Source organism: uncultured Roseivirga sp. (assembly GCF_963973945.1).
In the GTDB taxonomy this organism is placed as follows: domain Bacteria; phylum Bacteroidota; class Bacteroidia; order Cytophagales; family Cyclobacteriaceae; genus Roseivirga.
Genome location: NZ_CAXBBV010000006.1, coordinates 185,189 through 209,652, shown reverse-complemented (window position 1 = coordinate 209,652; position 24,464 = coordinate 185,189). Strand labels below are relative to the sequence as shown.

The window sequence follows — 24,464 nt, the reverse complement described above, 5'->3', positions numbered from 1 at the left end:
GCTTCTACTGCACAGCTGTTTGTAGAAGCATAAAATCGATATGAAATGCTAAAGCTTGGGTGGCTGAAAAAAACCAAAATCAGGCGCTATTACACCTTTGCTAACACCTTCTTGATAAAAAGAAGAAGGCTTTTCAAATACAAAACCAGCTACAATTGAAGTAGCCATATGGGTATGACAGCAATGACAACTGCAAAACGGAGAACATAAATCTAAGTGAGGCAAAGGGTCAGCTGTTAGCTCGAAGTTTGAAACGGAAGCTTCTATTTGTACTTCTCCGCTTACGGGCGCTCCATCTCCACAAGGGAAAGTAGACAGCCCGAAAATGGTAAGCGCCAAAAAGAGCGTTATAAGTTTCATTAAATGCAAATGTAAGGCAAAAGCATGTGCAACTGGATTGCAAAGGTCAGGTAAATTACCAGATGTATGGATTCAGGCTGAGATCACTAACTTTGTTATATCTTAGCCGTAAGTCCATTCATAATATTAAATAAATGAACCTTAAAACATCTGCCCTACTTCTATCTGCCTTTGTCATGGCTTGTTCTTCACCACAAAAAACGGAGAAAGCTGAACCCAAATCTAAAGTTCAAGAAATTGTAGATGAAGCCATTGCGTTTCATGGCATGGAAGGCCTAAACAATGCTGAGTTTTCCCTCACTTTCAGAAATATTGATTACACCTACAAAAACAACAACGGAATGTTTGAATACACCCGTACCCAAACCGACAGCATTGGCCAAACTGTTTTCGATATGATGAATAATGATGGTTTGGTAAGGCTAACTAATGGCGACACCACAGAGATTACGGAAGAGAAAAGAGCCGCCTATACCCGTTCGGTTAACTCCGTGATTTACTTTTTCCGATTACCATTTGGCCTGAATGATGATGCGGTGAATAAAACTTATGTGGGCGAAAGGGAAATGAAAGGAAAAACCTATTATGAAGTAAAAGTTACTTTTGCCCAAGAAGGTGGCGGTGAAGATTTTGATGATGTATTTCTTTATTGGTTCGATAAAGAAGATTACAGCATGGACTACTTGGCCTATTTGTACCATACCGATGAGGGTGGAATGCGTTTTCGCGAAGCAATTAATTCGAGAAGAGTAAATGGAGTAATGATTCAGGATTACATAAACCTAAAGCCAGAAGATGAGCGCATGGACATTATGAACATAGCAAAACTCTATAATGCTGGCGAACTGCAGGTGCTTTCTGAGATTATAAATGAAGATGTAAAATTTACGTTAAGTAAGTAAACTTGAAAGTGGTTAACCGCCCAACCAACCTTTCACCATAAGTTTTAAACCACCTCGACAAAAAGGTGAATATGCTAAGGAAATAAATCAATACTTTAAGACATATAATTCTATTGCTATGTCTTTTAATTTTTCAGAATGGTGGGATGCACTAGAAACTACCCATAAAATTTATTGGGGGTTGGCCATTCCATTTTCCATCATTTTCATTATCCAAATGATCTTGACTTTCGTTGGTGGTGAAGTAGATGTTGATGGAGACGCAGATTTTGATGTAGACAATGATGGCGGTGCGGGTTTCCAGTTTTTCACGCTTAAAAATTTCATCGGCTTTTTTACGATTTTTTCTTGGGCAGGAATTGCATCAATAGACTCTGGCTATAGCGGCCTTACAACGCTAATCATCGCTACAGTATCAGGCCTAATTATGATGACCATAATGGCCTCACTTTTCTACTTTTTCAGTAAGCTTACCGACAGTGGTACAATGAACATCAACAACGCAAAAGGCGGAATTGGTGAAGTGTATATGCGAATTTCTGCCGAAAGAGGCAATGTAGGTAGGGTGTTGATTAAGGTACAGGGCTCCTTAAGAGAGTTAGAAGCCATAACCGATGACGAAATAGACATCCCAATGGGCTCGGTTGTCAACGTAAAAGACGTCATCAACAACAATATACTTTTAGTGTCTAAAAACTAACCTAATCAATATGAGCGAAACTTTTATCATTTTAATTGCCGTTGTAGCGGTCTTTATCTTTGTAATGCTTATTGGCCTCTTTAAGAGGTACAAACGCTGTCCTTCAGATAGAATTCTAGTTGTATACGGAAGAGTAGGAAACAATGCGGGTACCGACACTGGTCGTTCAGCAAAGTGTATCCATGGAGGTGCAGCATTTGTCTGGCCAGTAATTCAAGACTATTCTTTTTTAGATCTAACGCCAATTTCAATTGAAGTAAACCTTACCAATGCACTGAGTAGACAAAACATTCGTGTGGATGTGCCTTCAAGGTTTACTGTAGGTATTTCTACTGAAGAAGGCGTTATGACCAATGCTGCTGAAAGACTTTTAGGCCTTTCTCAACAAAATATTCACGACCTAGCGAAAGACATCATTTTTGGTCAGTTGCGTTTGGTGGTTGCCACAATGGACATTGAAGAAATTAACTCTAACAGAGATAAATTCTTGGCCAATGTAGCTTCTAATGTTGAAGCGGAATTGAAAAAAATTGGTTTGAAGCTGATCAACGTAAACGTAACCGATATCAAAGATGAGTCGGGTTATATTGAGGCTTTGGGTAAAGAAGCTGCTGCCAAAGCCATTAATGATGCTCGACAGAGTGTGGCTGAAAAAAATAGAGACGGACTTATTGGTGAAGCTAACGCTCATCAAGATCAGCGTACGCAAGTAGCAGCAGCGGTAGCACAGGCAAAAATTGGTGAGGCCAACGCCCAGAAAAATGAAAGAATTGAGGTCGCGAATGCCGAAGCTCTGGCCAAAATGGGAGAAGCTGATGCTCAAAAAGACGAGAGAATAAAAATTGCCGATGCAAATGCTAGAGCGGTTGAAGGCGAAAACACCTCTAGAATTATTATTGCTAAATCTGATGCAGAAAGAAGATCAGAACAGGCAGAAGCTGAGAGATTGGCCATAGCCGCAGAAAAAGTAAAAGAGGCCAAAGCATTAGAAGAGGCCTATAAAGCTCAAAAAGAAGCGGAAAATGCCAGAGCGGAAAGAGACCGATCTACGCAAAACGCTAACATTGTTATACCTGCCGAAATAGGTAAAATGAAGATTGAGATTGATGCCGAGGCTGAAGCTGAGAATGTAAGAAGAAGAGCAAAAGGTGAGGCGGATGCAATATTCTTAAAGATGGATGCTGAAGCTCGTGGTATCTATGAAATATTAAGTAAACAAGCAGAAGGCTTTAAGCAGCTTGTTCAAGCAGCAGGTGATGACAGTAAAGACGCTGTTATGATTATGATTGCAGATAAGCTACCTGAATTGGTAAGACTTCAAACTGAGGCCATCAAAAACATTAAAATTGATAAGGTTACAGTATGGGACAACGGTGGTGGTAATGGCCCAGAAGCAAAAGGCTCTACAGCTAATTTTATTTCTGGTCTCTATAAATCAGTACCTCCTTTGCAAGAGATGTTCAATATGGCTGGTATGCAACTACCAGAATACTTGAAAGGGAAAAGTGTAGATGAAATTCAGGAAATGGCTGAAGAAATTAAGTCAAAAGGAAAAACTGAAGAAGAGTCTAACTAGTCACATCGGTTAACAATAAGATCAAAAGTCAAGTCGAAAGGCTTGACTTTTTTATTGCTGAACAATCGCTCGATTGTGCCGAGTGATAGATAGTTTATTGGCATCTTGCCAACTATGTAGTCAATCCCTCGAGCTAAGGCATTAAAAGATATCCGTCACTCGCCAAAAGCGAGCGACTAATGTTCTGAGCGTGAGCATCCATAAGCAGTCGCTCGGCTGTGCCGAGTGACAATTAGCGTTTTGGCATCTTGCCAACTTTACATTCCGCTAGTTCTCAGTGGTGAATTGGGATTTGCACTTGAATACTGCCAAAACTCTCCATCAGTCACCAACCCTGCTTCAACAGGATTATTTCGAATATATTCAGTTTTCTGGTATTGAATATGAGCAGAATTGAGCTCAATTGGGTAGTTAGTTTTTTGCCAGAACATATATTTTGAATTCTGGCGGTAGTATTTTGCATTGAACTCAAACATATGCAAAAGCCATTTCGAACGACTCTCATATTCGTGGTTTTCTTCTATTTCCTTTATGATTTGTTTTGCAGTAAAGCTCTTAAAATCACGTAATATGAAATTCAAATTTCCATCTAAAGATTGAACAATCATATGAATATGGCTGGGCATAATTACATATTCAAAAACTATCAAACCTTTGTTCTTAATACAAAAATTAAGGCTCTCAATAATTTTATCACAATAAACCTGCCTGGTAAATATATCAACCCAATCTACAACGGTCAGTGTAATAAAGTAGGGCAGGTCGGTATTGGCTTTTCTTAATTCTGACATAGATTTAACCAAACTATTCTTTGAATATAATAAACCGTAGTTTTAAAAACTACTCGTCACTCGCTACAAGCGAGCGACTGAGTTCTGAGCATTATCACCGCCACAATCGCTCGGCTATGCCGAGTGATAGATAGTTTATTAGCATCTTGTTAACCTCATTCTTAGTCAATTGAATGACGTGATGATAAAAATTAATAGTAACCATTTCCTTTCTAATAATCCGCTCTTACATTTTATTCAGCGATTGTGTAATATCGCTTTATGAATAAGAAAGTAACCATCGGAGTTGTACAAGCTGCACCAGAATACCTGAACGTTGAGAAGTCAATGCAAAAAGTGGAAGCACTTTTAAGAGAAGCTGCTGCCAAAGGGGCTCAACTTGTCACTTTTGGAGAAACTTGGTTCACTGGCTATCCCGCTTGGATTGACTACTGCGATGAGTACGCCCGCTGGGATTTTCCTGCCACCAAAACCGTTTTTGCCAGAACCCATGAACACAGCTTAGATGTGAATGGACCTGAGGTAAAACAAATTGGAAAATGGGCCAAAGAGTTGGGCGTAGTTGTAGTGATGGGCATCAACGAGAAAGTTGGCTCTGGTGTTGGAAATGGCACAATTTACAACAGCCTTCTGACATGGAATGAAAAAGGAGAACTGACCAACCATCACCGAAAACTTATGCCAACGCATACGGAAAGATTACTTTATGGCCAGGGTGATGGTGCAGGATTACAAGCGGTGGACACCTCCTTTGGTCGTATTGGTGGATTGATTTGTTGGGAACATTGGATGCCACTAACGCGCCAAACCATGCATAATTCTGGTGAACATATTCATGTGGCCGTTTGGCCAAAAGTGCACGAAATGCTACAAGTAGCTACACGTTCTTATGCCTTTGAGGGGCGCTGCTTTGCAGTTGGTGTTGGTCAAATTATGAGGGTGAAAGATATTCCTTCCGAGCTTAAACTTCCCCCAGAGTTTGAAGGCAAGCCCGAGCATATGATTCTGAATGGTGGCAGCTGTATTTTTGGACCAAGTGGCGAAACTATTTTAGCTCCTCAATGGGATGTTGAAGGTGTATTCACTACTGAAGTAGACCTTCAAAAGTGCACCGAAGAAAGGCTGGCTTTGGACGTAACAGGACATTATCAGCGTCACGATGTTTTTGAGCTGACCGTAAACAAAAAAAGACCGAAGTAAGTCGGTCTTTTAAATCTCTTTTGGTATTGATTATTTACAGCCTTTTCGCTCATCAATCGTTTCGGCATATTCTCTTTTGTTAATCACAAATTGAGGATCACCAACGCTAGTACTGAAACCTGAAAGCGTATAGGTGTAAACAGTTCCCATCTGATCTACTGCCGAAATTTTAGTCAAATTATCTCCATCAACGGTTAAGTGTAACTCCGCATATGGTTTTTCAGAATTTGGCACCAATTTGACTATACCACCATCCATTGAAGCAGTATGACCAGAGGTGTAAAAGGTTAAAATACTGCCATAATCTACAATTGCCTCAGCGTTCTGGCCTGGGCAGAAATAAAGAATTTGAGAATGGTCTTCTTCTTTAGTGCCTACATATTCCACTTTACCATCGTTAAGCCAAGTTTCATTTGGCCCATACTTCAAAATGTATTGGTCTCCTTTTACCACTAGGTTTCCTTCTTGAACATTCTTAAAACCCATATCTTCATTATTGGCTTCATAAACAATATTGAGTTTATAGTTTGGTACACTACCATATTTATTGGCCAATTTTGAAATCAAAGCATCTGCATCCTGAGCAGATAAACAATGGTTCAAAGTCGTTATACACAAAAGTGACATTAAAAAAATCTTTACAGAGCGTTTCATCGGTACATACTTTAGTTTTGGAAAATCAATTCTTCCTCGATGGAAAAAAGGAACGTGACGGTATTTAGACTAATTGAGGTAGGTAAAAATAAAAAAATCCTGTGAATTTACATTCACAGGATCGAAATTACTATTCTTTTGGCTATCCTTTTCGGATATATATGTTTCCGTTTCTGGTTTCCATTGTTACTTCGGCTCCACCGCCATTGAGTTTTCCTTCCACCCAGTCTTCATATTTCACTTTATAACCATTGCCTTCCTTGCTCTTTTGCGGAGTTGTTTTTTGAAGTGCAAAGTTTTCAAAGTCTGTAAAAATGTCTCTAAACGTTTTCATTTTAGTGGAGAGCTTTGTGCCTGAAGGAACCGTCAAATCCACATCACCATTATAGGTAGTAAAAATCATTGGCGTATTGGCTGTTATGGTATTAAAAGTAGCTTTAATCGCACCGTTGTAAGTACTAGCGCTGGCAGACCCTCCAACATTGTTTAGCGTAATTGGACCATTATAACTTTCTATGCTATGCTCTCCATTTACTCCTTCAATTTCAATGGCTCCATTATTATAAGTTTGAACGTCAAGACTAAAATTGGCAGGCACTTGAATCTCAAAGTCAATTCGGTTATTCCAACCTTCTGTTTCTACTTTCACGGTATTATTACGCTCTTCGGCTTGTACATTAAAACCTCCACTACTCAACAAGCGCATTCCATCTTTACCTGATTCACGTTCTACTTTCTTACTGTACTTAATCATTTTAACCTTAACGGTAGGTCCTGAATAAGCCGAAACCTTAACTGTTCCATTATGCGATTCTACTTGTAGTTTTCCTTTTTCACCTGGTTTGCTCAGCGGAATTTCAAGCTCTTCGGTATCTTGTTGGTACTTATCTTTCCACTTACCGTCTTTATCTTTAAAGTCCATTCCGAACATGCCTTCTATACTACTCATGGCTTGTTCTATATGTGCCCCTAGGTCTATTTCAAAGTCTGGTCCCATTGTCATTTTAAGGTCTGGAGTCACTTCCACCTTTATATTTGGGTCTAGTTTCATGTTTTGAGATTTCACGCCAATTGCAGCGCAAATCATTAATAGTGTTATAATTACCTTTTTCATATTGTTTGTTTTTTGAGTCTTTGATTAAATAATTTTTTCCATGCTCGCTCTGAGCGTAACTTTTATTTCTTCTGGTGTTTGATCGTTTTCTAAAATAGTTTTCAACTCATCCTTTGCTTTCGTCTCTTGAAGCGTCACCATCAGTTCGGCCAAGTTGACTTGCATTAAGGGCGATTTTTGTTTTGAAATACTGTTTACAAGGCCTTCTCTTACTTTAGGATCATATGCAAACCCTGCCAACGTATTCAGCGCAGCAATCCGCACGTTTGTACTTGGGTCGCTATTGAGGGTAAGAAAAAGAGCATTGATTACTTTTTCGTTAGAAGATGATAGCTCTGATGATATTTGAATTCCTTTTAATCGGTCTGACACAGATTCTTTTTCTAGCATGGCCATCATCATCATTTCGCGCATTTCTACCATCTGCCCATTCAAATCAGATAACTCTTCCTTGTACGAGCTATTTCCCAGACTTGTACCGAAGTAAAGACCAATGGCTAACACTGCAATTCCAAAAGCCATTCTACCTAAGAAGCTACCAAAAATCGATGTGCTTATTCTTTCTAAGAAGGGAAACGATTCTTTAGCTTGAGGTTCATTTGATTGAGCTTCATTCAGCATTTGATAGAAGTTTTTCTTCAAAGCAGCTGAAGGTTCTGGTGCGGCTGTACTCAGGATTATTCCCTGAAGTTTTGCCATTTCTTCTACCTCGGCCATATCAATATACCCTTCTTGAACGTATTGTTGGAATTCCTTTTCCCTTTCAGGAGAAAGTGTGCCATCAATATATTCGGTAATCATTGACATATATTTCTCTTCCATCTTATCCACTATTTAGCCTTCATTACCCTTATATCTCCATTCAGTGTTTTGAATGAAAATTTTGGACCTCCATTACCTACTTGGTAACTATTAGAGTTATCAACCTTATATTTTGTACCGCCACGTTCACCTTTATTGACTACCATTTTTGGTGATAGCTTTTGAGAAAAATCGAAATCACTATACACTTCTCCCCATTGGGTTTCGAAATTATATATGGCGCCCAACCCTTCTGGAGCAACAATTTCTATTTCTCCATTTACTGTCTGGAATTCGGCAAACTCCACAGGCATTTTCAAGTAATTCACCTCGATTTTACCATTTACAGTACTGGCTTTGGTATTGCTTTCTACATCAATCAGGGTTACATCACCATTCACATTGTTGGCATAAAGTTCTCCTTTCACTCCTTTAATGTAAAGATCGCTATTGTTCACCGTGGAAATTTTAACACTGATGTTTCTCGGTACTTTCACTTTATAATCGAGCCTCACTCTATAGTCTACACGTTCTCGATCTTGATTCCAGTCCCAACCACAAGCCAAAGGATCATCTTTTTCTCTCACTTTATTATTTGGGGTAGTAAATCTGGCTCGCACAAAATCATCGCCTTGAGCAAAATCAAGTTTAACTTCCTCCATTCCTTGTTTAACCTCAGATTGCTTACCTGAAATTCGCTTCTGAACCTCAATTTCTATGGTATTACCATCATGGGCTTCCACTTCAACATTTCCCTCGATATTACACACAGCAAACCAAGTTGCTTTTTCATTCTTGACAGTAAAACTCTTCTTTACTGTCTCCGTTTCGCTTTGTCCCTTTACTATAAGGGCTGGCAAAAATGCCACAAGCAAAACCATACACTTTATCACTTTCATCATTCAGCTATTTTGTTGTTTCACTGCGCAGAAGGAGTTGCCTCCAACTGCATATAGACCATTTTTAAATCCTTCAATGCCCTGAAGATTCGCACCTTCACCGCACTTTCAGTAATTCCCAGTAAGTCGGCAATGTCTTTATATCGCATTTCCTGATACTTACTAAGGATAAGAACTTCCTTCTTTTCGAAAGTCAGTTGATTCATGGCATGCTGCAGCAAATCCATTTCTTCCCTTTGAATTCTATTCGACTCTGCATTACTGTCGTTTCTGAAATATTTATCAGTCACCTCTACATCTTCTTTATAGCCCATCTTCTTATTTTTCCGGTAGTGGTCGGCAAAAAGATTTCGGGCCATATGGTACATCCAGGTTTTAAACTGGCCGTCTCCTTTGTAGCTGTGTTTGTATTTCATCATTCGCAGAAATACATTCTGAACTAAGTCTTCACTCACCTCACGGTCAAGCGTTAAGCGATAGAAAAAACCATAAAGGCTTTTATTATATCGCTCGAACAACAACCCGAGTTTATCGAGCTGTCCTTCTTTTACTTGTAGCATTAACGCGTTGTCAGAGAGAGAATCCAATCGTCTTTTTTAAGAATTCAATGGGGGAAACCTAAGCTTTTCAGAAAGGTTACAGTCAAGTTACACTTTTTTGTTTTTATTCAGATATGCTCTATATTCATACAACCTAAGCACTATAGAATTATGGAAATGACAAAAGAAAGCCTAGAACAAGAAATTCAAGCGCTCAACGCGCAACTTACTGGAGACATGTTTAAAGACATGGACATTAAGGACCAAATACACAATTTAACAATGAAACTGAATGGGGTAAAACCTATGGATTCATCTTTTGAATGTGTAGGCTGTGGAAGCTGAGCCATGAAAATAGCACCAAATTCAACCTTAAAAATTGAGCCTCTTTTGGCTCTTTTTTTATTTCTTTTTACCGCTTGTAGCGAAACCAACAATCAAAGAGAAATTCCTACCGAAGCTCCTTTTATTGTGGTTTTGGGTGTGGCGCAAGATGCTGGCTACCCCCAAGCAGGTCAAAAGCAAGAATGGGAATTAATAAAGGAAAGAACGGCACGACCAAAGAATGCTGTGGCACTTGGCCTTGTTGACCCTACTACAAAACAGCGTTGGTTATTTGAAGCTACCCCTGACTTCAAGCTTCAATTACAAATGTTGGATGATGTTTCAGAAACCCATAACTATCCTTTAGATGGCATTTTCTTAACCCATGCGCACATAGGGCACTATACTGGGTTAATTCATTTAGGCAGGGAGGTAATGGGAACTTCTGGAGTTCCAGTTTATGCAATGCCAAAAATGAAGACTTTCTTGGAAGGGAATGGGCCTTGGAGCCAGTTGGTTGAATTGAACAATATAGAAATCAAGCCTCAGCAAGATAGCACTACCATTAAGCTGAACAATAGTATTTCGGTTACACCTTTCACAGTTCCTCATCGTGATGAATTTTCAGAAACTGTAGGTTATAAAATTCAGATCAATGACAAGTCGGTTATTTTCATTCCAGATATTGATAAGTGGAGTAAATGGAATCAAGACATTATTGAAGTCATTCGAAAAAGTGACATGGCACTGTTAGATGCTTCATTCTTTAAAAATGGTGAAATACCTGGACGCGACATGAGCGAAATACCTCACCCTTTTGTGGAAGAAAGCATTGCCTTGTTTGGTAAACTTTCTGACGAAGACAAAGCCAAAGTTCTTTTTATACATTTCAATCATACCAATCCTATGAACTTTAGCGATAGCGATGAATCTAAATTGGTGCGAGATAAAGGCTTTAAAATTGCCTATGAAGGACAAATTTTAAAGTTTTAGATTATTCTGCGTTATAACAATCTCTAATCTATCATAGTTGTTTCCTTAACTCCAAAAGAGTTGAAATGGAAATAATATGGAGATCGATCATCAGGAATTAGAAATTTTATTCAGTGTTTTAGTGGCCACTATACTCTCTGGTTTAGTGGGCTATGAACGTGAAAACAAAGACAAACCCGCTGGTTTAAGAACGAACATGATTGTGGGTGGCTTTAGCTGTTTAATCGTTTCACTATCACTGCCTCTAATTGACTTTGTTCATAATTATGAATTCCAAGAAGCAGTAAAAGCCGACCCTATTCGAATTCTGCAGGCGCTTGTAGTGGGTATAAGTTTTATTGGTGCTGGAACAATAATTAAACAGAACAATGACAAAGTAAAAGGCCTTACCACTGCCGCAACTTTACTCTATTGTTTAGGAATAGGGGTTGCTACGGCTTTACATAAATATTTAATCGCGGTGGGCATCACCTTGTTAATCCTCATTATCAATTATTCCTTTTCGGCTGTAAAAGGTAAAATCACTGGCAACTCAGAAGAGAATGAAGGGGTGAAATAGTTTTAATCAGCTTTCTATTCATTAAGATATGGCATGCGCTTCCAGTCTATCATGAAGTAGGTCAATATATTTCAGTGCATAAAAGAGCCATTCAAGATGAAAAAAGTTATTTTCGAGTAACTCTTTTTCTATGCAGAATACTCTTCATATTCTTAATGGTGACAGCACTCTTTATTCCCTTAAGCAATCAGGTATTGAGGGAGATACTGCAGTTTGGCGTGATGTTTTAAGCGATGGGCCAGTACACACTGCATTTGGTACTCTTGAGTTTTGGGAAATGCGCAGTCGCTTCATTAGCTCCTTTTTTTCAACCTCTCCAGGCGATTACCAAGAAAAAGTAATTGATGAATTCAAGAAAATAGAAAGCTTAAAAGCTTACAAAGAGATAGTTCTTTGGTTTGAATATGATTTATTCTGTCAAGTAAATTTAATGGGGTTACTTCATTGGTTTCACCAACAAGACAGGGCTGATGTAGAAGTTTCTCTGATTTGCGTGGGTGACGTAAATGGATATGAAAAACTAATGGGTTTGGGTGAACTACCTGCCGAAATGTACCCTGACTTATTTGAACAAAGAAGAGTTCTAAGTCAAAACGATTTCAGTTTTGCCTCTAATGCTTACCAAGCCTTTTGCTCCAAAGACCCTAGAGATTTAGAGAACTTCATTCTTCTTCCTTCCAATGAATTCCCTTATTTGGCCAAAGCTTTTCAGGCCCACTTAAAGCGATTTCCCTCTTCAAAGTCTGGACTTAATTTGATTGAACAAGAAATTGTTAGACTTATTGAATCTGGAAAAGATACGGAAAGAGGGCTGATTGGAGCCTTACTTAAATGGCAAGAGTTTTATGGATTTGGAGATCTTCAGTACATTAATTATTTAAACCGAATGGCTCCCATATTCCAATCTAAAGAACCTTTTAAGCTAAAAGCTAACTATAACTCTACACTGATAGATAGAAACTACTTTCTGGGTGGAGCATTGGTGAGCGAATGGGTCTGGGATGAGAATAATCAAGAAATAGGACCAAAAGAGGCAAAACAAAAGGCGTAACTCTCGCTACGCCCCTTAATATTTTTCTAAAAAGCAGATTAGTTTTTGCTGAGCCTCACCCTCCCGTCTTCAGTTCTAATTTCAATATTGGCTTTTCCTCCAGCAAGTTTTAGCTCAGACCTATGGTCGGTTTCCCTAACTGTTTCAAAAGCACTTGAAGCACGAACACTACCATCATCTTTTAGTATTGAAAACTCTCCGCCTCCGTTTGTTACTGTAAAATCAATTGAAGAATCTTCTCCTCTTAAAATATATCTCCCATCATCTGCTAATGATGTTTCCAGCATCACATCGCCATCTTCAACATCTATATCAATATCTCTAAAATTACCTCTTCTCACCTCAATATCTCCGTCCTCAGACTCAACAGTCAGAGCACCAGATCCTCCATCGATTTTAAGATCACCATCTTCTAATCTAAACTCTAAATTGGTACTTCTACAGTCTATAATCTCTATATCTCCGTCTTCGGTTTCCATGTAAATTTTTCCACTTACATTTCTAACTACATAATCATCGTCTTCACCTTTTACCCTAAGCGAAGCCGATTCTGGTAATTCAATATCAATACGGTAGTCGGTTCTAATAGAGCCCATTTGAATTCTCACACCGCTTCTTTCGCGCTCTATTATATGTAAGTCGTCACCACGATTTTCTACTAAAACATTGAACTCTGACCTACCTGAGGAAAAACCTTTTATTTGCTGTGTACGGTCAATCTTAACATGTACATCTGCCCTGTTGCTGCCAGAAATTCTTACTTCTGCGTCTTCGGAGTTTAGATACAGCGTTCCTGATGCTCCAATGCTGTAAGTCTTATCTAAATGGAATTCACCATTGCTTTGTGCGTTGGTGTTTGGTGCTGCAATAAGGCAAACCAGCCCTATTCCAACGGATGTGATCATTTTTTTCATTGTTGTTTGAGTTTTTATGTAACGGTTAATTTAGTAAAATCCGACCAGTATTTTACTTTCTCCTTCCTTTACGCTGTCCTTTCCCCTTTGTTCTACTTGAAGACGACTTGCTGCTCTTGGTTGAGAATTTCTTCTTTTTTTCATGAAATGCACCCTTGAAGTCTGGGTCATCTTTCTTCTTAAGATCATCAATTGCTCGGGCAATTTCCTGCGACTCTATAAAAGGAGTTTTTTCTACGAACACTTCTGAAGGAAGGTTATGACGGGTAATTGTATTCTGAATTAGCGCTTCAATTTTAGCTACTGAAAACATTTCCAATTCATTGGCAAAAGTGATGGCAATTCCAGTATTATTTGCTCTTCCCGTTCGCCCAATTCTGTGCACGTAGTCTTCATCAATTAAAGGCACATCAAAATTGATCACATGACTTACCATACTAATATCCATTCCTCGGGCAGTAACATCTGTTGAAACCAATACCCTAATATCTCCTTCTTTGAACTCATACATGGCATTAATTCGTGAGTTCTGTCCTTTATTGGCATGAATCACTCGAACTGGCCCAAGCTGCTTTCGCTCAATAAACTTAGAAACATTATCAGCATTGGTTCTGGTTTTAGTAAACACAATCACTCGCTGAAATTCTTCACTTTTAAGGAAGTACTCTAATAAGTTAATCTTTGTCTTAAAGTTGGGTACTTCATAAAGTCTTTGCTCAATGGTGTCAATTACTGTAGCCTGCGGAGCTATTTCAATTTTCTCTGGAAACTCTAAGAAATCCTCAGTCAGCAGAATAACTTTATCATGCATTGTAGCTGAAAAAAGCATGTTTTGGCGTTTTCTAGGAACAACTTCGAGCACATTCTTGATCTGAGGCATAAACCCCATATCCATCATTTTATCGGCTTCATCCAACACCATAGTTTTTATCAACTTAGTATGAATTGTTCCTTTTAGGTAAATGTCCAAAAAGCGCTGGGGCGTACTTACAATTATATCTACCCCCTTTTCAATTGCCTCAATTTGATGTTTTGGCCCTAGCCCACCGTATAAGCTTACTATTCTTAAATCTGTATAGCGTGATAATTCACGGGCATTATCTTCTATTTGCATGACCAACTCTCGAGTTGGAGCTAAAATCAATGCCCTTGCATGATCCCCTTGGGCATACTTGAGCTTCATTAGAATAGGCAATACAAAAGCTGCAGTTTTCCCAGTACCTGTTTGTGCTATTCCCAATAAATCATGCCCTGCCAACGCTATCGGAATGGCTTTTCTTTGGATTGGAGTAGGTGCTGTGTACCTTAGATCATCTATGGCATTGAGGAACTGACGGCTCAATTTTAATTCTTCGAACGAAATGTTTTCTTCGGCCATAAATTGCAGAGGAGTTATTTGGTAATAACTTGCAATTACGTTAACCCATGACACAATAAAAAACACTAGTATGTCTTCAATACTGATTCTCAACGGAAAGTTGATCAACGAAAACAAGATTTTCGAAGCTGACATTTATATCGAAAACGGCTTTATTCAAAAAATAGATAAAGACCTTCAACATTTAAATGCTGATGAAATCATAGATGCCAGCGGTCAATATGTATTACCAGGGCTTATTGACGACCAAGTGCACTTTAGAGAGCCAGGACTTATCCATAAAGCCGAAATCTATACTGAATCGAGAGCGGCTGTGGCGGGTGGTATTACTTCATTTATGGAAATGCCCAACACAGTACCTAACACACTTACTCAAAAGTTACTTGAGGATAAGTATCAAATTGGAGCAAAAAATAGCTTGGCCAATTACTCTTTCTTTATGGGAGCCTCAAACGATAATTTGGATGAAGTGCTCAAAACTGACCCAAGAAAAGTATGTGGTGTAAAGGTTTTTATGGGTTCTTCTACAGGGAATATGCTAGTGGACAATCAGAGAACTTTGGAAAACATTTTTGAAAGCTCCCCTACGCTGATTGCTACACACTGTGAGTCTGAAGAAATTATTCAAGCCAATATTGCTAAGGCCAAAGCTCAATACGGAGAAGATGTTCCAATGAGTGAGCATCCAGTGATACGAAGTGCGGAAGCCTGCTATGCCTCTTCTTCTTTTGCAGTTGATTTAGCTAAAAAGAAGGGTGCACGACTCCATATCTTACATATTTCCACCGCAAAAGAGCTTGAGCTTTTCAGCAATAACATTCCATTAAAAGAGAAGAAAATTACTGCAGAGGCTTGTGTACACCATCTTTGGTTTTCAGATCAAGATTATGCTGACAAAGGCTCATTTATCAAATGGAACCCAGCGGTTAAAACAGCCTCAGATCGTGATGCCATTTTGAAGGGGGTTATAGAAAACAAAATTGATGTTATCGCTACTGATCATGCACCACATACGCTGGCAGAAAAGTCAAACAGCTATTTTAATGCACCGTCTGGCGGGCCATTGGTGCAGCATTCATTGGTAGCCTTATTAGACCTGTACCATCAGGGTAAAATTAGTTTAGAAAAGATAGTTGAAAAGACTTCGCATGCTGTATCAGATTTGTTCGACATTCATAAAAGGGGTTATTTGAGAGAGGGCTATTATGCAGATATTGCCATTGTAAACCTCAATGATCCTTGGCAAGTAAAAAGAGATAATGTGATTTCGAAATGCGGTTGGTCACCTTTTGAAGGGCATCAGTTTAAATCGAAAGTAACAAATACCATAGTATCGGGCAAAAGGGTGTTTTCGAATGGTGAGATAAATAACATTGGTTCGGGAAATAGATTAGAATTTGATCGATAAAATGAGATCAGAGTATTTGCAAATTCAAACCGAACCCTTACATTTGCAAACCCAATTAAATGGTGGTTGTAGCTCAGTTGGTTAGAGCATCGGTTTGTGGTACCGAGGGTCGTGGGTTCGAGTCCCATCTTCCACCCTTAATATTAAGAGAGTTACGCAAGTGACTCTCTTTTTTTATGCCTGAATAGCACTCAGAACAATTTTATGTACAAGTCAATCCATCAATCAGGATAAATAACTTATATTCGTATTGATGGACCTCGACCAACACCCAGGCAAAAAGATTAAGTGGATTATTGACAACTACGAAAAAGGAAATTCAGCTGAATTTGCAAGAAAAGTGGCTTTGTCTGGACCTACTGTGAAATCATATATTGATGAAAAGACAAAACCTGGATACGATGCTATTCAATCCATACTAAGGGTTTATCCTCATATTAATCTACACTGGTTTATTCTTAACCAAGGGCCAATTCAAAGAGATTTACATGACGAAGAGTTGGATATTATGGAAGAAAATCACCGGCTAAGGGAGGGAATTAAATCCCTTTATGCGGTTTATGTTGAAGGAAATAATTAGAGATCTCTTCTTATTTTATCGAGTATTTCTTGCGCCTTAACAGCTCGCAATTCCTTTACACGTTTTTCTGCTAACAATCTCCTTTGCTTAGTCAAGAATAGCTGTAAGTGGTAAAGCAAGAATGTAAAAAGTAAAATGATAGCCAGTCCCAATGGCCAAAATTCCTTGATCAAAGCCAACTGCTCAGCATTTTCTCTTCTTTTACTTAACACCTGATCTATTCTTGTGTTAAAAGCTTGTAAGGTTGGGTTATCCTTTTGATTCCGTTGAATGCTCATCCAATCCTGAATATTGGCTGTATATAAATCTCCGTAGCTGGCGGCCTTATCTATATCCACATGTAAATAGGCTTTTTGAAGCCAATCATAGATCATAAACAAATCTGGCTCGGCATCAATTTTATCAAAGGTTTTTAAAGCCTCTTCCCACTTTTCAATTGCAGCAGTTGTATTTCCTTTCTTATATTCAAGCTCTCCATAGTCTAAGAGCGTTACAAACTGCGAACGGGCACTTGAGTGTTCTACTTTTAATGCTAAGGCTTCGGAATACCATTTCTCAGCCTTTTCTAAATTTCCCAACCTCAAATAGCTTGTACCTAAATTTTGGAACGCTATTGCTCTAGTATCTGGTGCAATGCCATTATTAAAAGCGACATAGGAAAAGAAATTCTGAGCCTCTAAATAATCCTTATTGGCTAACTTAATAATACCCAATTGATTTAGTGCTCTGGCTAAAGACACAGTATCTCCTTTGTATTCAGATTCTTCCCACAGATCAAGAAGTACATCTCCTGCTCCTTCATAATCTCCATTATTTTTCATCTGCATTGCCATGAAATATGGGAGATCAATAAGCAAACCTGAATCTCCATTCTCTTTTGCTAAATCAGGGTATCTTCTAATGTAAATTTTAGCCGCTTCATAAGCCTCTTTGTAAAAAGTTGTTGCCATTTTATAATCCGAATACCTTGACTTAATCACTGCAAGGCTTCTCAAAATAGCTACCTTGTTGTACAAGTCAACAGTGTCTGATTTTTGTAAATAGTTTAATGCATCGAAATAATTTATGTAAGCAGCCTCATAATCTCTCACCTGCATACTTATATAACCCATGGTGCTTTTCGCAACCACCATTCGATAGGTGTCTCCTCTTTTAGAGGCCCACTTAAAAGCTTCTTGCGTATAATCAATCGCTTTCGCAGATTGATTATCGCCTAAAGCTTTAAAAACCTCATCCATCAATCCATTATATTCCTTCACTTGCCCCTTAAGTATAAAAGGAGAAATTAAAAAAAATAAGAATATAAATCTTTGAATTTTGGGCATAACAAAACAGACCAGAAAATATATCGCATCAATATCGGTATTATTTCAAGTCAAAACAAAACAAAAAGATATAAACCTAATTATATCTAATACTAAAAGTTAGCTTTTTGCCTTAGGCCATCTTGGAGGCATTGGCTTATCTTCTTCCTCTTCTGGAGTTGAGTTTTTAGGGTTGTCTAAATTTGCATCGATGGTTACATCTGGATTTACTGGTTGTGGAACAGTATCCATGTTATCAGTACAGCCCATAGCAAATAATACAAACACAAATAGAATGGTTAACTTTTTCATAATGTAGGGTTTTTAATGTTTAGACCCGAATATATGACTTCTATTCCACTCATACTCAATAGTATAATACTTTTTAAATCAACTATTAGTATACCCGAATTATATTATAAAATCCTTCCTGTTCATTGAGTTATATGACCGATAAAACAACTCCAAAGGAAAGATAGGGAGATGACCTTACCTTAATAATCATAAGGCAGAAAAAAGAAGAAAAGACAATGGTTATCTATATAGCTAAGAGCTAGCAAGAGCAAAATTAGTGATACTACTATTTTTATATTCGACTGAGAGATAAGAGTTGAAAAAATCATTCTCAAATACTGAAGCACCAATCGTTGAATCTAAAAATTGAAGCACACTACCCTTCTGGCTTTTCGGACTAACTCTTTTAAAGGTAACCTTAGAGTTCTTATTGTTACAGTTTCTCAAAAGCAAATGATCTGTTTGGATTTCGCTGAGAAACAAATTTGAGTATTCTCCGAATGTTCCAATTTCAAGTTTTGAAGCAGCAAGCCTTTCGATTCTTATTGCATTGAACTTTTCCGGACAAAGGTAAAACTTAGAATCGTCCGTGTTCTTTGCTCCATTATCAATTATATTCACCTTATCCAATAGGTTGTTACACCCAATATGCAGCAAATGGAACTTGGGGTTAGATAGGTATTCCAAGTAATTGACTTTACACCCATGAATTTTGAGAACTCCAGCATCTTCATTCGATTTGTACAAAACATCACCCATTGTACAGTTGTGAAACTCAAAGTTTGCCACTCTACTCGACTCTACAACCAACTCATCAAATTGACAGTTTTCAAAACTCCAGTGTGATGATATATCTGTATCTGATACAATAAATGTAGACAGTTTACAATTCTTAAAATGATAGTGATGTTGAGAATCCAGCTGTCGATTTACCAAATGAACAGATTCTCTTAAGTCAAATGGGTAACCATTGATTAGAAATTCATAATCTCTTCCTTCAATGATTTTCAAAAAATTAGATTGACTTAGAGTTCTCATGACCGACAGTTTAAGCTAGGCACATTAAATACCCTTGTGACCTTATTAAATGATTAAACAAGGAATGTCAACCTCATCAAAAGGCAGTTCAATATAGATGTGTCTCAGTTATTCCGTAAACAAAAAAATTGGCTTTGTTTACGGATATGAAGGTATAAAACGATTCAATCAAAAACAACTAAACTTTAAGTCGAAGAGAAATCATTGCTCTGAGCGTTTTTTTTATAACCGCAACTAAATGCTTTTCATAAACTATTCTTTGCTGAAAACTCCTTTAAAATCGAAAAAAGCTTGTTGAGATTCCAAACCCACTCATAAATTAAACTTATAAATAGTTGATTTTTAGATTTTTAACTTGTTAATTTCTTGAACGTTATTGCCCATATCACTAACGTATAGAGACTCATTTTTATTAATACAAATTAACTAGGCCCAACCTATGAATACAGTTCTTACTATATCAGATGTTTTTCAATCGCCTCAAAACCTCAACTGTATACAAAAAATAGAAGAATGGATTGATGGTAATACTTTCTTTACAAAGCAGAATCTGATTTGGAATATTGGTGTTACCAATGCTGAAAATCTATTAAGCATTGAATCTACCATTCGACAAGATATGACGTGTAAGCACTGGAGATATTGGCGAAACGATAGCTTTAAGGATGCGATGGAAACCATTCGCAACTTAAATAAATCTTCCAATGTCATTAAATCGCCTCACAATGACTACTCGTCAAAAGGCTCATATGTATTTATCTACAAAACGTTGATTCCTCAAAACAGCAGATTGTTCCATACTTTACATGCCTAAGTTCTGTTAGATATAGCTCAATTTATTATATTGGGTTATGGCAAATACCTTTTTTGATTTCTTTCAATTAAATACCCATGAGCAAATAAAAGAGCTCTATCAAAATGGGAAATTTATTGTTGGTATTCGCTACTATGGTTACAAAGTTAACCTCTACTTACTGCAAGATTATTACCTTGAAGTTTTCTATAATCACAAATTGGATAAAATTGAAAAAATCGATTTGCTTGATTTTTCGCACAGCCGTATGAAGTTTTATGCTGACCAGATCTCTCTGCCCTCTTTTATTAACTCCTAGTTTTTTGTAGTGCTTTGTATATGGTCAGTACTTGAGGAATCAATAACTTAGTACCACTATTATCTATTAGGTAATCCGATACTTCTTTTCTCTTTTTATCATCAACTTGGTTCTTCATAATGTCGAGAACCTGATTTCTATCCCTCTGCATATCACGCATAAGAACACGATTTACTCGAACATTTTCAGGGGCTATAACACAGATTAATTTATCCAAAGACTTATAAGAACCATTTTCAATAAAAAGTGCGGCTTCCTTTATAAGCACCGTACTATTTTGCTCAGAGGCCCAATTCAAATAATCTTTGGCTACGGCTGGGTGAACTAACTGATTCAGTTTTTCAAGCTCTATTTTATCTGCAAACACCCTATTAGCCAGAAAAGATCGATTGAGCGTTCCGTCAGACAAATAGCTTTCGGCTCCGAATAAGTCCTGTACTTGACTCTTCAACTGGTGGTCATTACTGAGAAGATACTTGCCTCGATCGTCAGCATAGTAGATAGGAATACCCAGCTGGTGAAATATTTTACAAACAGTGGTTTTTCCTGAACCTATTCCGCCCGTTATTCCAACAGTTAGGGTCTTACTCATTGTCTTTCAATTTGACTTTACTTTGAGATAGCTTGGGGTCAAGAATGAACGATGGCTTCATTGTAATTTCAATCGGTATTGTACCATCTGCCTTCTTTAGATTGGAATAATCGGCAGTCAAAACTAAGTTGAGTGAATCAACATTGCGGATTTCACTGACTAAGGTTTCATAAGAAACAACCACTCTCTTTGGCTCAATAGAGCCAGTTTTACCTTTAAAATTAACAGGATGTATAGGGAGTTCTATTTCTTTTCTCATGAACTCGGTTACTTCAAATTTTACCGAAACTTCCGTTATATCGGTTGAAATAAGACTTGAACCGAAGTCTCTAATACTAAATTTTTGATCTACACTTTTATTAAACTCAGTATCCCCAATACTTATTCTAATTGGTCTTTGAATCGTATCCAATAAGCTCTTAGGCCCACTAATTCTAACCATATTTGGCTGCAATGTAATCTCTGATGTGATCCTTTGATTTGGACTTAGCTTTATATCTGCACTATCAAGTACCAGTTCAACATCAATACTTACCCTTTCATCTATATTAAAAATTAGGGAGTCTTCAAGAAGGTAATTGATGGTGACAGGATCAAGTCTTGGAACGATGTCCTGTCTTAAATTACTAGAGAGTCTATAGTTATCTCTAATAGGGTTTTCGAGTTCAATGATCAGCGGCTCCATATTAAACCCAAATGATCGGGTCATTAAATCCCAACCACCACCCGTTACTTCTAGCGGAAGCTTGTCTGGAATTTCTGATAATGCCACATAGAGGGAATCATTATATACTACCTCAATTGGGTAGTTGATTTGAGTAACGTAATCGGATTTATTAAGAGCACTAAAAAACCAAAAGGTGGTAGATATTATTATACATAATACCACCACCTTCAATTTTTCATCCTTTGTACTAGGAGTATTGAAAGACCTTTTTAGAATTTCAATTATGTCTTCAGCACTTCTCAATCACATTTAAGCTTTACCGGCCAATTTTTTACTAGCTTCTAACGAAATAGCACTTTTCTCAAACTTGATTTTAGCACCTTTCTCTACATCTAGCGTAATGGTATCGTCATCCATTTCAGCAATTCGTCCGTGAACACCTCCAATGGTTACAATTCTATCTCCTTTTTTAATATCGCTGATAAAGTTCTTTTGATCTTTCTGCTTTTTTTGCTGCGGCCTGATCATAAAGAAATAAAACACTACTGCGATACCTCCAAAAAGAAGCAATTGCTGCATCCAACCACCACCTGCTGGCGCGGCTGTTGACTGTAATAAAATACCTTTTAACATTATATTTTCTAAAATTATGGTGCTGTGGCAGTTTGTACAAACCCTCTCAAGCTCAATCTAGTTTGCTTAGGATTAGTATTGGCTACAATTGTAATTACTGGGCTTTGCTGTCCTGTTTTTCCTTTACTATCGTATCTCACTACAATTTCACCTGTTGCTCCTGGAGCTATTGGCTCTCTAGAATAACTAGGCACGGTACAACCACAAGAGGCAGAGGCACTTTGAATTAATAAAGGCTCAGTTCCTGAATTAGTAAACTTAAAGGTGTAGTTTACCACTTCTCCTTGTTGAATATTACCAAAGTTATAAAGCGTGTTATCCCATTTAAATGCGGCATTAGCACTAATATTTTGCTCTGGTGTATTAGATACCGTTTGAGCTTGGGTTGGTAATGTACCGTTGTTTCTTACTACACCACCATTTTCAAGTTGATTAACTCTTCTTTCCAAGGTAGCAAGTCGTTTTTCCATGTCGGCATTGCCGCATGATGACGCCATAAAAATCAACGCCACTAAACTCAATAGAGATAATTTAGTTTTCATAATTCTATATTTAGTTTTTGTCTCCAGATTTAATCTGACCAATCAGATTATCTACATCTGTTAATAATTGTTCTGCTTTTAAACGGGCTTCTGAAACTACTTTTTCACCTTCTGATTTGGCTTCAGAAGCAATTTCATGTTTTCCATTGATAAGGTCTTCCAACAAATCTTCGAGCTGTTTTTTATACTTATCTAGCTGATACGAAAGTTTGTCTCTTGTGTTCGATCCTTTATCTGGAGCATACAAAATGCCCAAAATAGCACCTGTGGCTGCGCCAATTACAAATGCCAATACGTTGCTTGATCCTTTACCCATTAACGTTTATTTATTATCCATTAAACCCCTACCACTCTTCTTCAGCTTACCTGATGTTTTCAGTTCAACACTTATAACATCGAGTATCCCATTTATGAATTGTTTACTCTTAGGGGTACTGTAATTTTTTGAAAGCTCAATATACTCATTTATAGTCACCTTTACAGGTATACTCTGGAAATTCAGCATCTCGGCAATTGCCATTTTCAGTATAATTTGATCGGTAATTGCTAATCTATCTACCTCCCAGTTCTTGGTTTTAGCTCCTATAATTTGGCTGTACTCTTCATCGTTTTCTACTGCCGATTTAAAGATTTTCTCGAAAAAGGATTTATCCTCTTCCCAATTGTTCGAAAAATCAGGCAGATCAAAATCTTTTGGTGAGCTGGATTCTTCAAGATCTCGAATTGATCGACTCACTAAACTACGAGCGATAGCCTTATTTTCTTGCCAGAAAATATCTCTTTCTTCAAAGAAGGCCAAAATCATATCAATTTTAAAAACTTCCTGTTTTACAATATGATCTACAATGGCTTTGTCTTCTTCAAAAGAAGGATTGGCTGTTCTACGGTATTCGTTATACACTTCATCCTTCTTCAAAACTTCTTTGTACCAGTTCTTTACATTCTCCTCTTCGTCTTCCCAACCGATGTTCCTTTTCACCAAGGCTACTTGAACTTTAGATGAGTTTCTGAAAAACTCAATTACTTTATTTTTTGAGAAGTTATAATCACCAACAATAAGCTTTTCAGGAGATAGCTTTGATTTCTTATCGGTTTCTACTTTCGAATAGTCAGACCATGCAATAAGTAAACTCACCACTTCCAAGAATCGATCAACCAAAGACTCTGCGTCTAAGATCATAGAAGAAAGCATGTGATCGAAATCCTTTTTCTGACTCCCTAAATAGGTTTTATAGGCATTGTTTGCCGCCTTTTGGGCCGCTTCACTGATTACCTCTGAAGGATCGAGCGCGCTACCATTGATTTTGTTGGCGTAAACACGCTTAGACTGCTGTCTTTGTGTTTTTAGTAAATCACGGTCTTGAACTTCCATCGAGTTTAAGTCGGGTAGGAAAGCCTCATCAATTTCTGCCAAACCTAAATTATAGTTGGCTTCTTTGCATTGACCATAAGCGAACAATGACTGCATCGCTTTTACTCTTAGTGATCTCCTATTAAGCATTTCAAAATTTTAAAGAACGGTAAAAATAAAAAGTAGAA

Annotated in this window: 30 protein-coding genes and 1 tRNA gene; 13 read left to right on the top strand and 18 right to left on the bottom strand. The window is 37.7% G+C overall.

Features of this window, described 5'->3' with window-relative positions; genetic code table 11:
• Window positions 1–48 precede the first annotated feature (48 nt).
• Window positions 49–360, bottom strand: coding sequence for a DUF6660 family protein (locus AAC026_RS12225; RefSeq protein WP_339698405.1), 312 nt, complete (start codon window positions 358–360; stop codon window positions 49–51).
• Between the two features lie 134 nt (window positions 361–494).
• Here AAC026_RS12225 and AAC026_RS12220 point away from each other — a divergent pair, with 134 nt between their 5' ends.
• From AAC026_RS12220 to AAC026_RS12210, 3 genes are all read left to right on the top strand, one after another.
• Complete coding sequence (locus AAC026_RS12220) at window positions 495–1,262, top strand: DUF6503 family protein (RefSeq protein ID WP_339698403.1); 768 nt, start codon at window positions 495–497, stop codon at window positions 1,260–1,262.
• A 118-nt stretch (window positions 1,263–1,380) separates the two neighbouring features.
• Window positions 1,381–1,962, top strand: coding sequence for a hypothetical protein (locus AAC026_RS12215; protein WP_339607259.1), 582 nt, complete (start codon window positions 1,381–1,383; stop codon window positions 1,960–1,962).
• 10 nt (window positions 1,963–1,972) lie between these two features.
• The gene (locus AAC026_RS12210; RefSeq protein WP_339607260.1) at window positions 1,973–3,538 is read left to right on the top strand and encodes an SPFH domain-containing protein; all 1,566 of its coding nucleotides are present in this window, start codon (window positions 1,973–1,975) and stop codon (window positions 3,536–3,538) included.
• 257 nt (window positions 3,539–3,795) lie between these two features.
• Here the strand turns inward: AAC026_RS12210 and AAC026_RS12205 are convergent, their stop codons facing one another.
• Window positions 3,796–4,329, bottom strand: coding sequence for a transposase (locus AAC026_RS12205; protein WP_339698400.1), 534 nt, complete (start codon window positions 4,327–4,329; stop codon window positions 3,796–3,798).
• Between the two features lie 261 nt (window positions 4,330–4,590).
• Here AAC026_RS12205 and AAC026_RS12200 point away from each other — a divergent pair, with 261 nt between their 5' ends.
• Window positions 4,591–5,529: a carbon-nitrogen hydrolase family protein gene (locus tag AAC026_RS12200; RefSeq protein WP_339698397.1), complete on the top strand. Its 939-nt coding sequence runs from the start codon at window positions 4,591–4,593 to the stop codon at window positions 5,527–5,529.
• Between the two features lie 30 nt (window positions 5,530–5,559).
• On the opposite strand, the gene AAC026_RS12195 is transcribed toward AAC026_RS12200, so the two are convergent.
• The 5 genes from AAC026_RS12195 to AAC026_RS12175 form a co-directional block, all read right to left on the bottom strand.
• Window positions 5,560–6,183 (bottom strand): hypothetical protein, encoded by a 624-nt coding sequence (locus tag AAC026_RS12195; protein ID WP_339698394.1) that lies wholly within the window; start codon window positions 6,181–6,183, stop codon window positions 5,560–5,562.
• A 142-nt stretch (window positions 6,184–6,325) separates the two neighbouring features.
• Entirely contained in the window at window positions 6,326–7,297 is a 972-nt protein-coding gene (locus AAC026_RS12190; RefSeq protein WP_339698391.1) for a DUF4097 family beta strand repeat-containing protein, read from the bottom strand.
• Between the two features lie 24 nt (window positions 7,298–7,321).
• Window positions 7,322–8,119, bottom strand: a complete 798-nt coding sequence (locus AAC026_RS12185) for a HEAT repeat domain-containing protein (protein ID WP_339698388.1) — start codon at window positions 8,117–8,119, stop codon at window positions 7,322–7,324.
• 8 nt (window positions 8,120–8,127) lie between these two features.
• On the bottom strand, window positions 8,128–9,000 hold the full coding sequence (locus AAC026_RS12180) for a hypothetical protein (protein WP_339698385.1): 873 nt from the start codon (window positions 8,998–9,000) through the stop codon (window positions 8,128–8,130).
• Window positions 9,001–9,017: 17 nt separating this feature from the next.
• Entirely contained in the window at window positions 9,018–9,584 is a 567-nt protein-coding gene (locus tag AAC026_RS12175; protein ID WP_339698383.1) for an RNA polymerase sigma factor, read from the bottom strand.
• Window positions 9,585–9,707: 123 nt separating this feature from the next.
• Here AAC026_RS12175 and AAC026_RS12170 point away from each other — a divergent pair, with 123 nt between their 5' ends.
• The 4 genes from AAC026_RS12170 (at window position 9,708) to AAC026_RS12155 (ending at window position 12,463) form a co-directional block, all read left to right on the top strand.
• Window positions 9,708–9,881 carry a hypothetical protein gene (locus AAC026_RS12170; protein ID WP_339698381.1) on the top strand — a complete coding sequence of 58 codons (174 nt, stop codon included), beginning with the start codon at window positions 9,708–9,710 and terminating at the stop codon, window positions 9,879–9,881.
• 3 nt (window positions 9,882–9,884) lie between these two features.
• Window positions 9,885–10,853 carry an MBL fold metallo-hydrolase gene (locus AAC026_RS12165; RefSeq protein ID WP_339698379.1) on the top strand — a complete coding sequence of 323 codons (969 nt, stop codon included), beginning with the start codon at window positions 9,885–9,887 and terminating at the stop codon, window positions 10,851–10,853.
• Between the two features lie 76 nt (window positions 10,854–10,929).
• A complete protein-coding gene (locus AAC026_RS12160; protein WP_339698376.1) occupies window positions 10,930–11,412 on the top strand; it encodes an MgtC/SapB family protein in 483 nt (160 codons plus the stop codon).
• A 130-nt stretch (window positions 11,413–11,542) separates the two neighbouring features.
• On the top strand, window positions 11,543–12,463 hold the full coding sequence (locus AAC026_RS12155; RefSeq protein ID WP_339698373.1) for a DUF1835 domain-containing protein: 921 nt from the start codon (window positions 11,543–11,545) through the stop codon (window positions 12,461–12,463).
• 38 nt (window positions 12,464–12,501) lie between these two features.
• On the opposite strand, the gene AAC026_RS12150 is transcribed toward AAC026_RS12155, so the two are convergent.
• Entirely contained in the window at window positions 12,502–13,377 is an 876-nt protein-coding gene (locus AAC026_RS12150) for a DUF4097 family beta strand repeat-containing protein (protein WP_339698371.1), read from the bottom strand.
• Between the two features lie 52 nt (window positions 13,378–13,429).
• The gene (locus tag AAC026_RS12145; protein WP_339698457.1) at window positions 13,430–14,755 is read right to left on the bottom strand and encodes a DEAD/DEAH box helicase; all 1,326 of its coding nucleotides are present in this window, start codon (window positions 14,753–14,755) and stop codon (window positions 13,430–13,432) included.
• A gap of 70 nt (window positions 14,756–14,825) precedes the next feature.
• Between AAC026_RS12145 and AAC026_RS12140 the strand changes: the two genes are divergently transcribed.
• The 3 genes from AAC026_RS12140 to AAC026_RS12130 all read left to right on the top strand — a co-directional run bounded on the left by AAC026_RS12140 (window position 14,826) and on the right by AAC026_RS12130 (window position 16,743).
• Window positions 14,826–16,163, top strand: coding sequence for a dihydroorotase (locus AAC026_RS12140; protein ID WP_339698369.1), 1,338 nt, complete (start codon window positions 14,826–14,828; stop codon window positions 16,161–16,163).
• Window positions 16,164–16,224: 61 nt separating this feature from the next.
• Window positions 16,225–16,300, top strand: a tRNA-His gene (locus tag AAC026_RS12135).
• Window positions 16,301–16,416: 116 nt separating this feature from the next.
• Window positions 16,417–16,743, top strand: a complete 327-nt coding sequence (locus tag AAC026_RS12130; RefSeq protein ID WP_339609902.1) for a hypothetical protein — start codon at window positions 16,417–16,419, stop codon at window positions 16,741–16,743.
• Here the strand turns inward: AAC026_RS12130 and AAC026_RS12125 are convergent.
• The 3 genes from AAC026_RS12125 to AAC026_RS12115 form a co-directional block, all read right to left on the bottom strand.
• The gene (locus AAC026_RS12125; protein WP_339698366.1) at window positions 16,740–18,002 is read right to left on the bottom strand and encodes a tetratricopeptide repeat protein; all 1,263 of its coding nucleotides are present in this window, start codon (window positions 18,000–18,002) and stop codon (window positions 16,740–16,742) included. The two genes, AAC026_RS12130 and AAC026_RS12125, sit on opposite strands and share 4 nt — an antisense overlap.
• Window positions 18,003–18,167: 165 nt before the next feature.
• On the bottom strand, window positions 18,168–18,359 hold the full coding sequence (locus tag AAC026_RS12120; RefSeq protein WP_339698364.1) for a hypothetical protein: 192 nt from the start codon (window positions 18,357–18,359) through the stop codon (window positions 18,168–18,170).
• A gap of 234 nt (window positions 18,360–18,593) precedes the next feature.
• Window positions 18,594–19,379, bottom strand: coding sequence for a hypothetical protein (locus AAC026_RS12115; protein ID WP_339698362.1), 786 nt, complete (start codon window positions 19,377–19,379; stop codon window positions 18,594–18,596).
• A 439-nt stretch (window positions 19,380–19,818) separates the two neighbouring features.
• Between AAC026_RS12115 and AAC026_RS12110 the strand changes: the two genes are divergently transcribed.
• Both AAC026_RS12110 and AAC026_RS12105 read left to right on the top strand, forming a co-directional pair.
• Window positions 19,819–20,193 (top strand): hypothetical protein, encoded by a 375-nt coding sequence (locus tag AAC026_RS12110; RefSeq protein ID WP_339607420.1) that lies wholly within the window; start codon window positions 19,819–19,821, stop codon window positions 20,191–20,193.
• Window positions 20,194–20,230: 37 nt separating this feature from the next.
• Entirely contained in the window at window positions 20,231–20,491 is a 261-nt protein-coding gene (locus AAC026_RS12105) for a hypothetical protein (protein WP_339607419.1), read from the top strand.
• On the opposite strand, the gene coaE is transcribed toward AAC026_RS12105, so the two are convergent.
• The 6 genes from coaE to nusB are packed head-to-tail and all read right to left on the bottom strand — an operon-like array spanning window position 20,481 to window position 24,426.
• A complete protein-coding gene (gene coaE, locus AAC026_RS12100) occupies window positions 20,481–21,083 on the bottom strand; it encodes a dephospho-CoA kinase (protein ID WP_339698359.1) in 603 nt (200 codons plus the stop codon). The genes AAC026_RS12105 and coaE overlap by 11 nt on opposite strands.
• On the bottom strand, window positions 21,076–22,053 hold the full coding sequence (locus AAC026_RS12095) for a hypothetical protein (protein ID WP_339698356.1): 978 nt from the start codon (window positions 22,051–22,053) through the stop codon (window positions 21,076–21,078). Before AAC026_RS12095 ends, coaE begins: the two co-directional genes overlap by 8 nt.
• 6 nt (window positions 22,054–22,059) lie before the next feature.
• Window positions 22,060–22,383 (bottom strand): preprotein translocase subunit YajC, encoded by a 324-nt coding sequence (yajC, locus tag AAC026_RS12090; protein WP_339607416.1) that lies wholly within the window; start codon window positions 22,381–22,383, stop codon window positions 22,060–22,062.
• Between the two features lie 14 nt (window positions 22,384–22,397).
• Window positions 22,398–22,925, bottom strand: a complete 528-nt coding sequence (locus AAC026_RS12085) for a DUF1573 domain-containing protein (RefSeq protein WP_339607415.1) — start codon at window positions 22,923–22,925, stop codon at window positions 22,398–22,400.
• Window positions 22,926–22,935: 10 nt separating this feature from the next.
• Entirely contained in the window at window positions 22,936–23,241 is a 306-nt protein-coding gene (locus tag AAC026_RS12080) for a YtxH domain-containing protein (protein WP_323757460.1), read from the bottom strand.
• A 6-nt stretch (window positions 23,242–23,247) separates the two neighbouring features.
• Window positions 23,248–24,426: a transcription antitermination factor NusB gene (gene nusB / locus AAC026_RS12075; protein WP_339607413.1), complete on the bottom strand. Its 1,179-nt coding sequence runs from the start codon at window positions 24,424–24,426 to the stop codon at window positions 23,248–23,250.
• Between the last annotated feature and the right edge of the window lie 38 nt (window positions 24,427–24,464).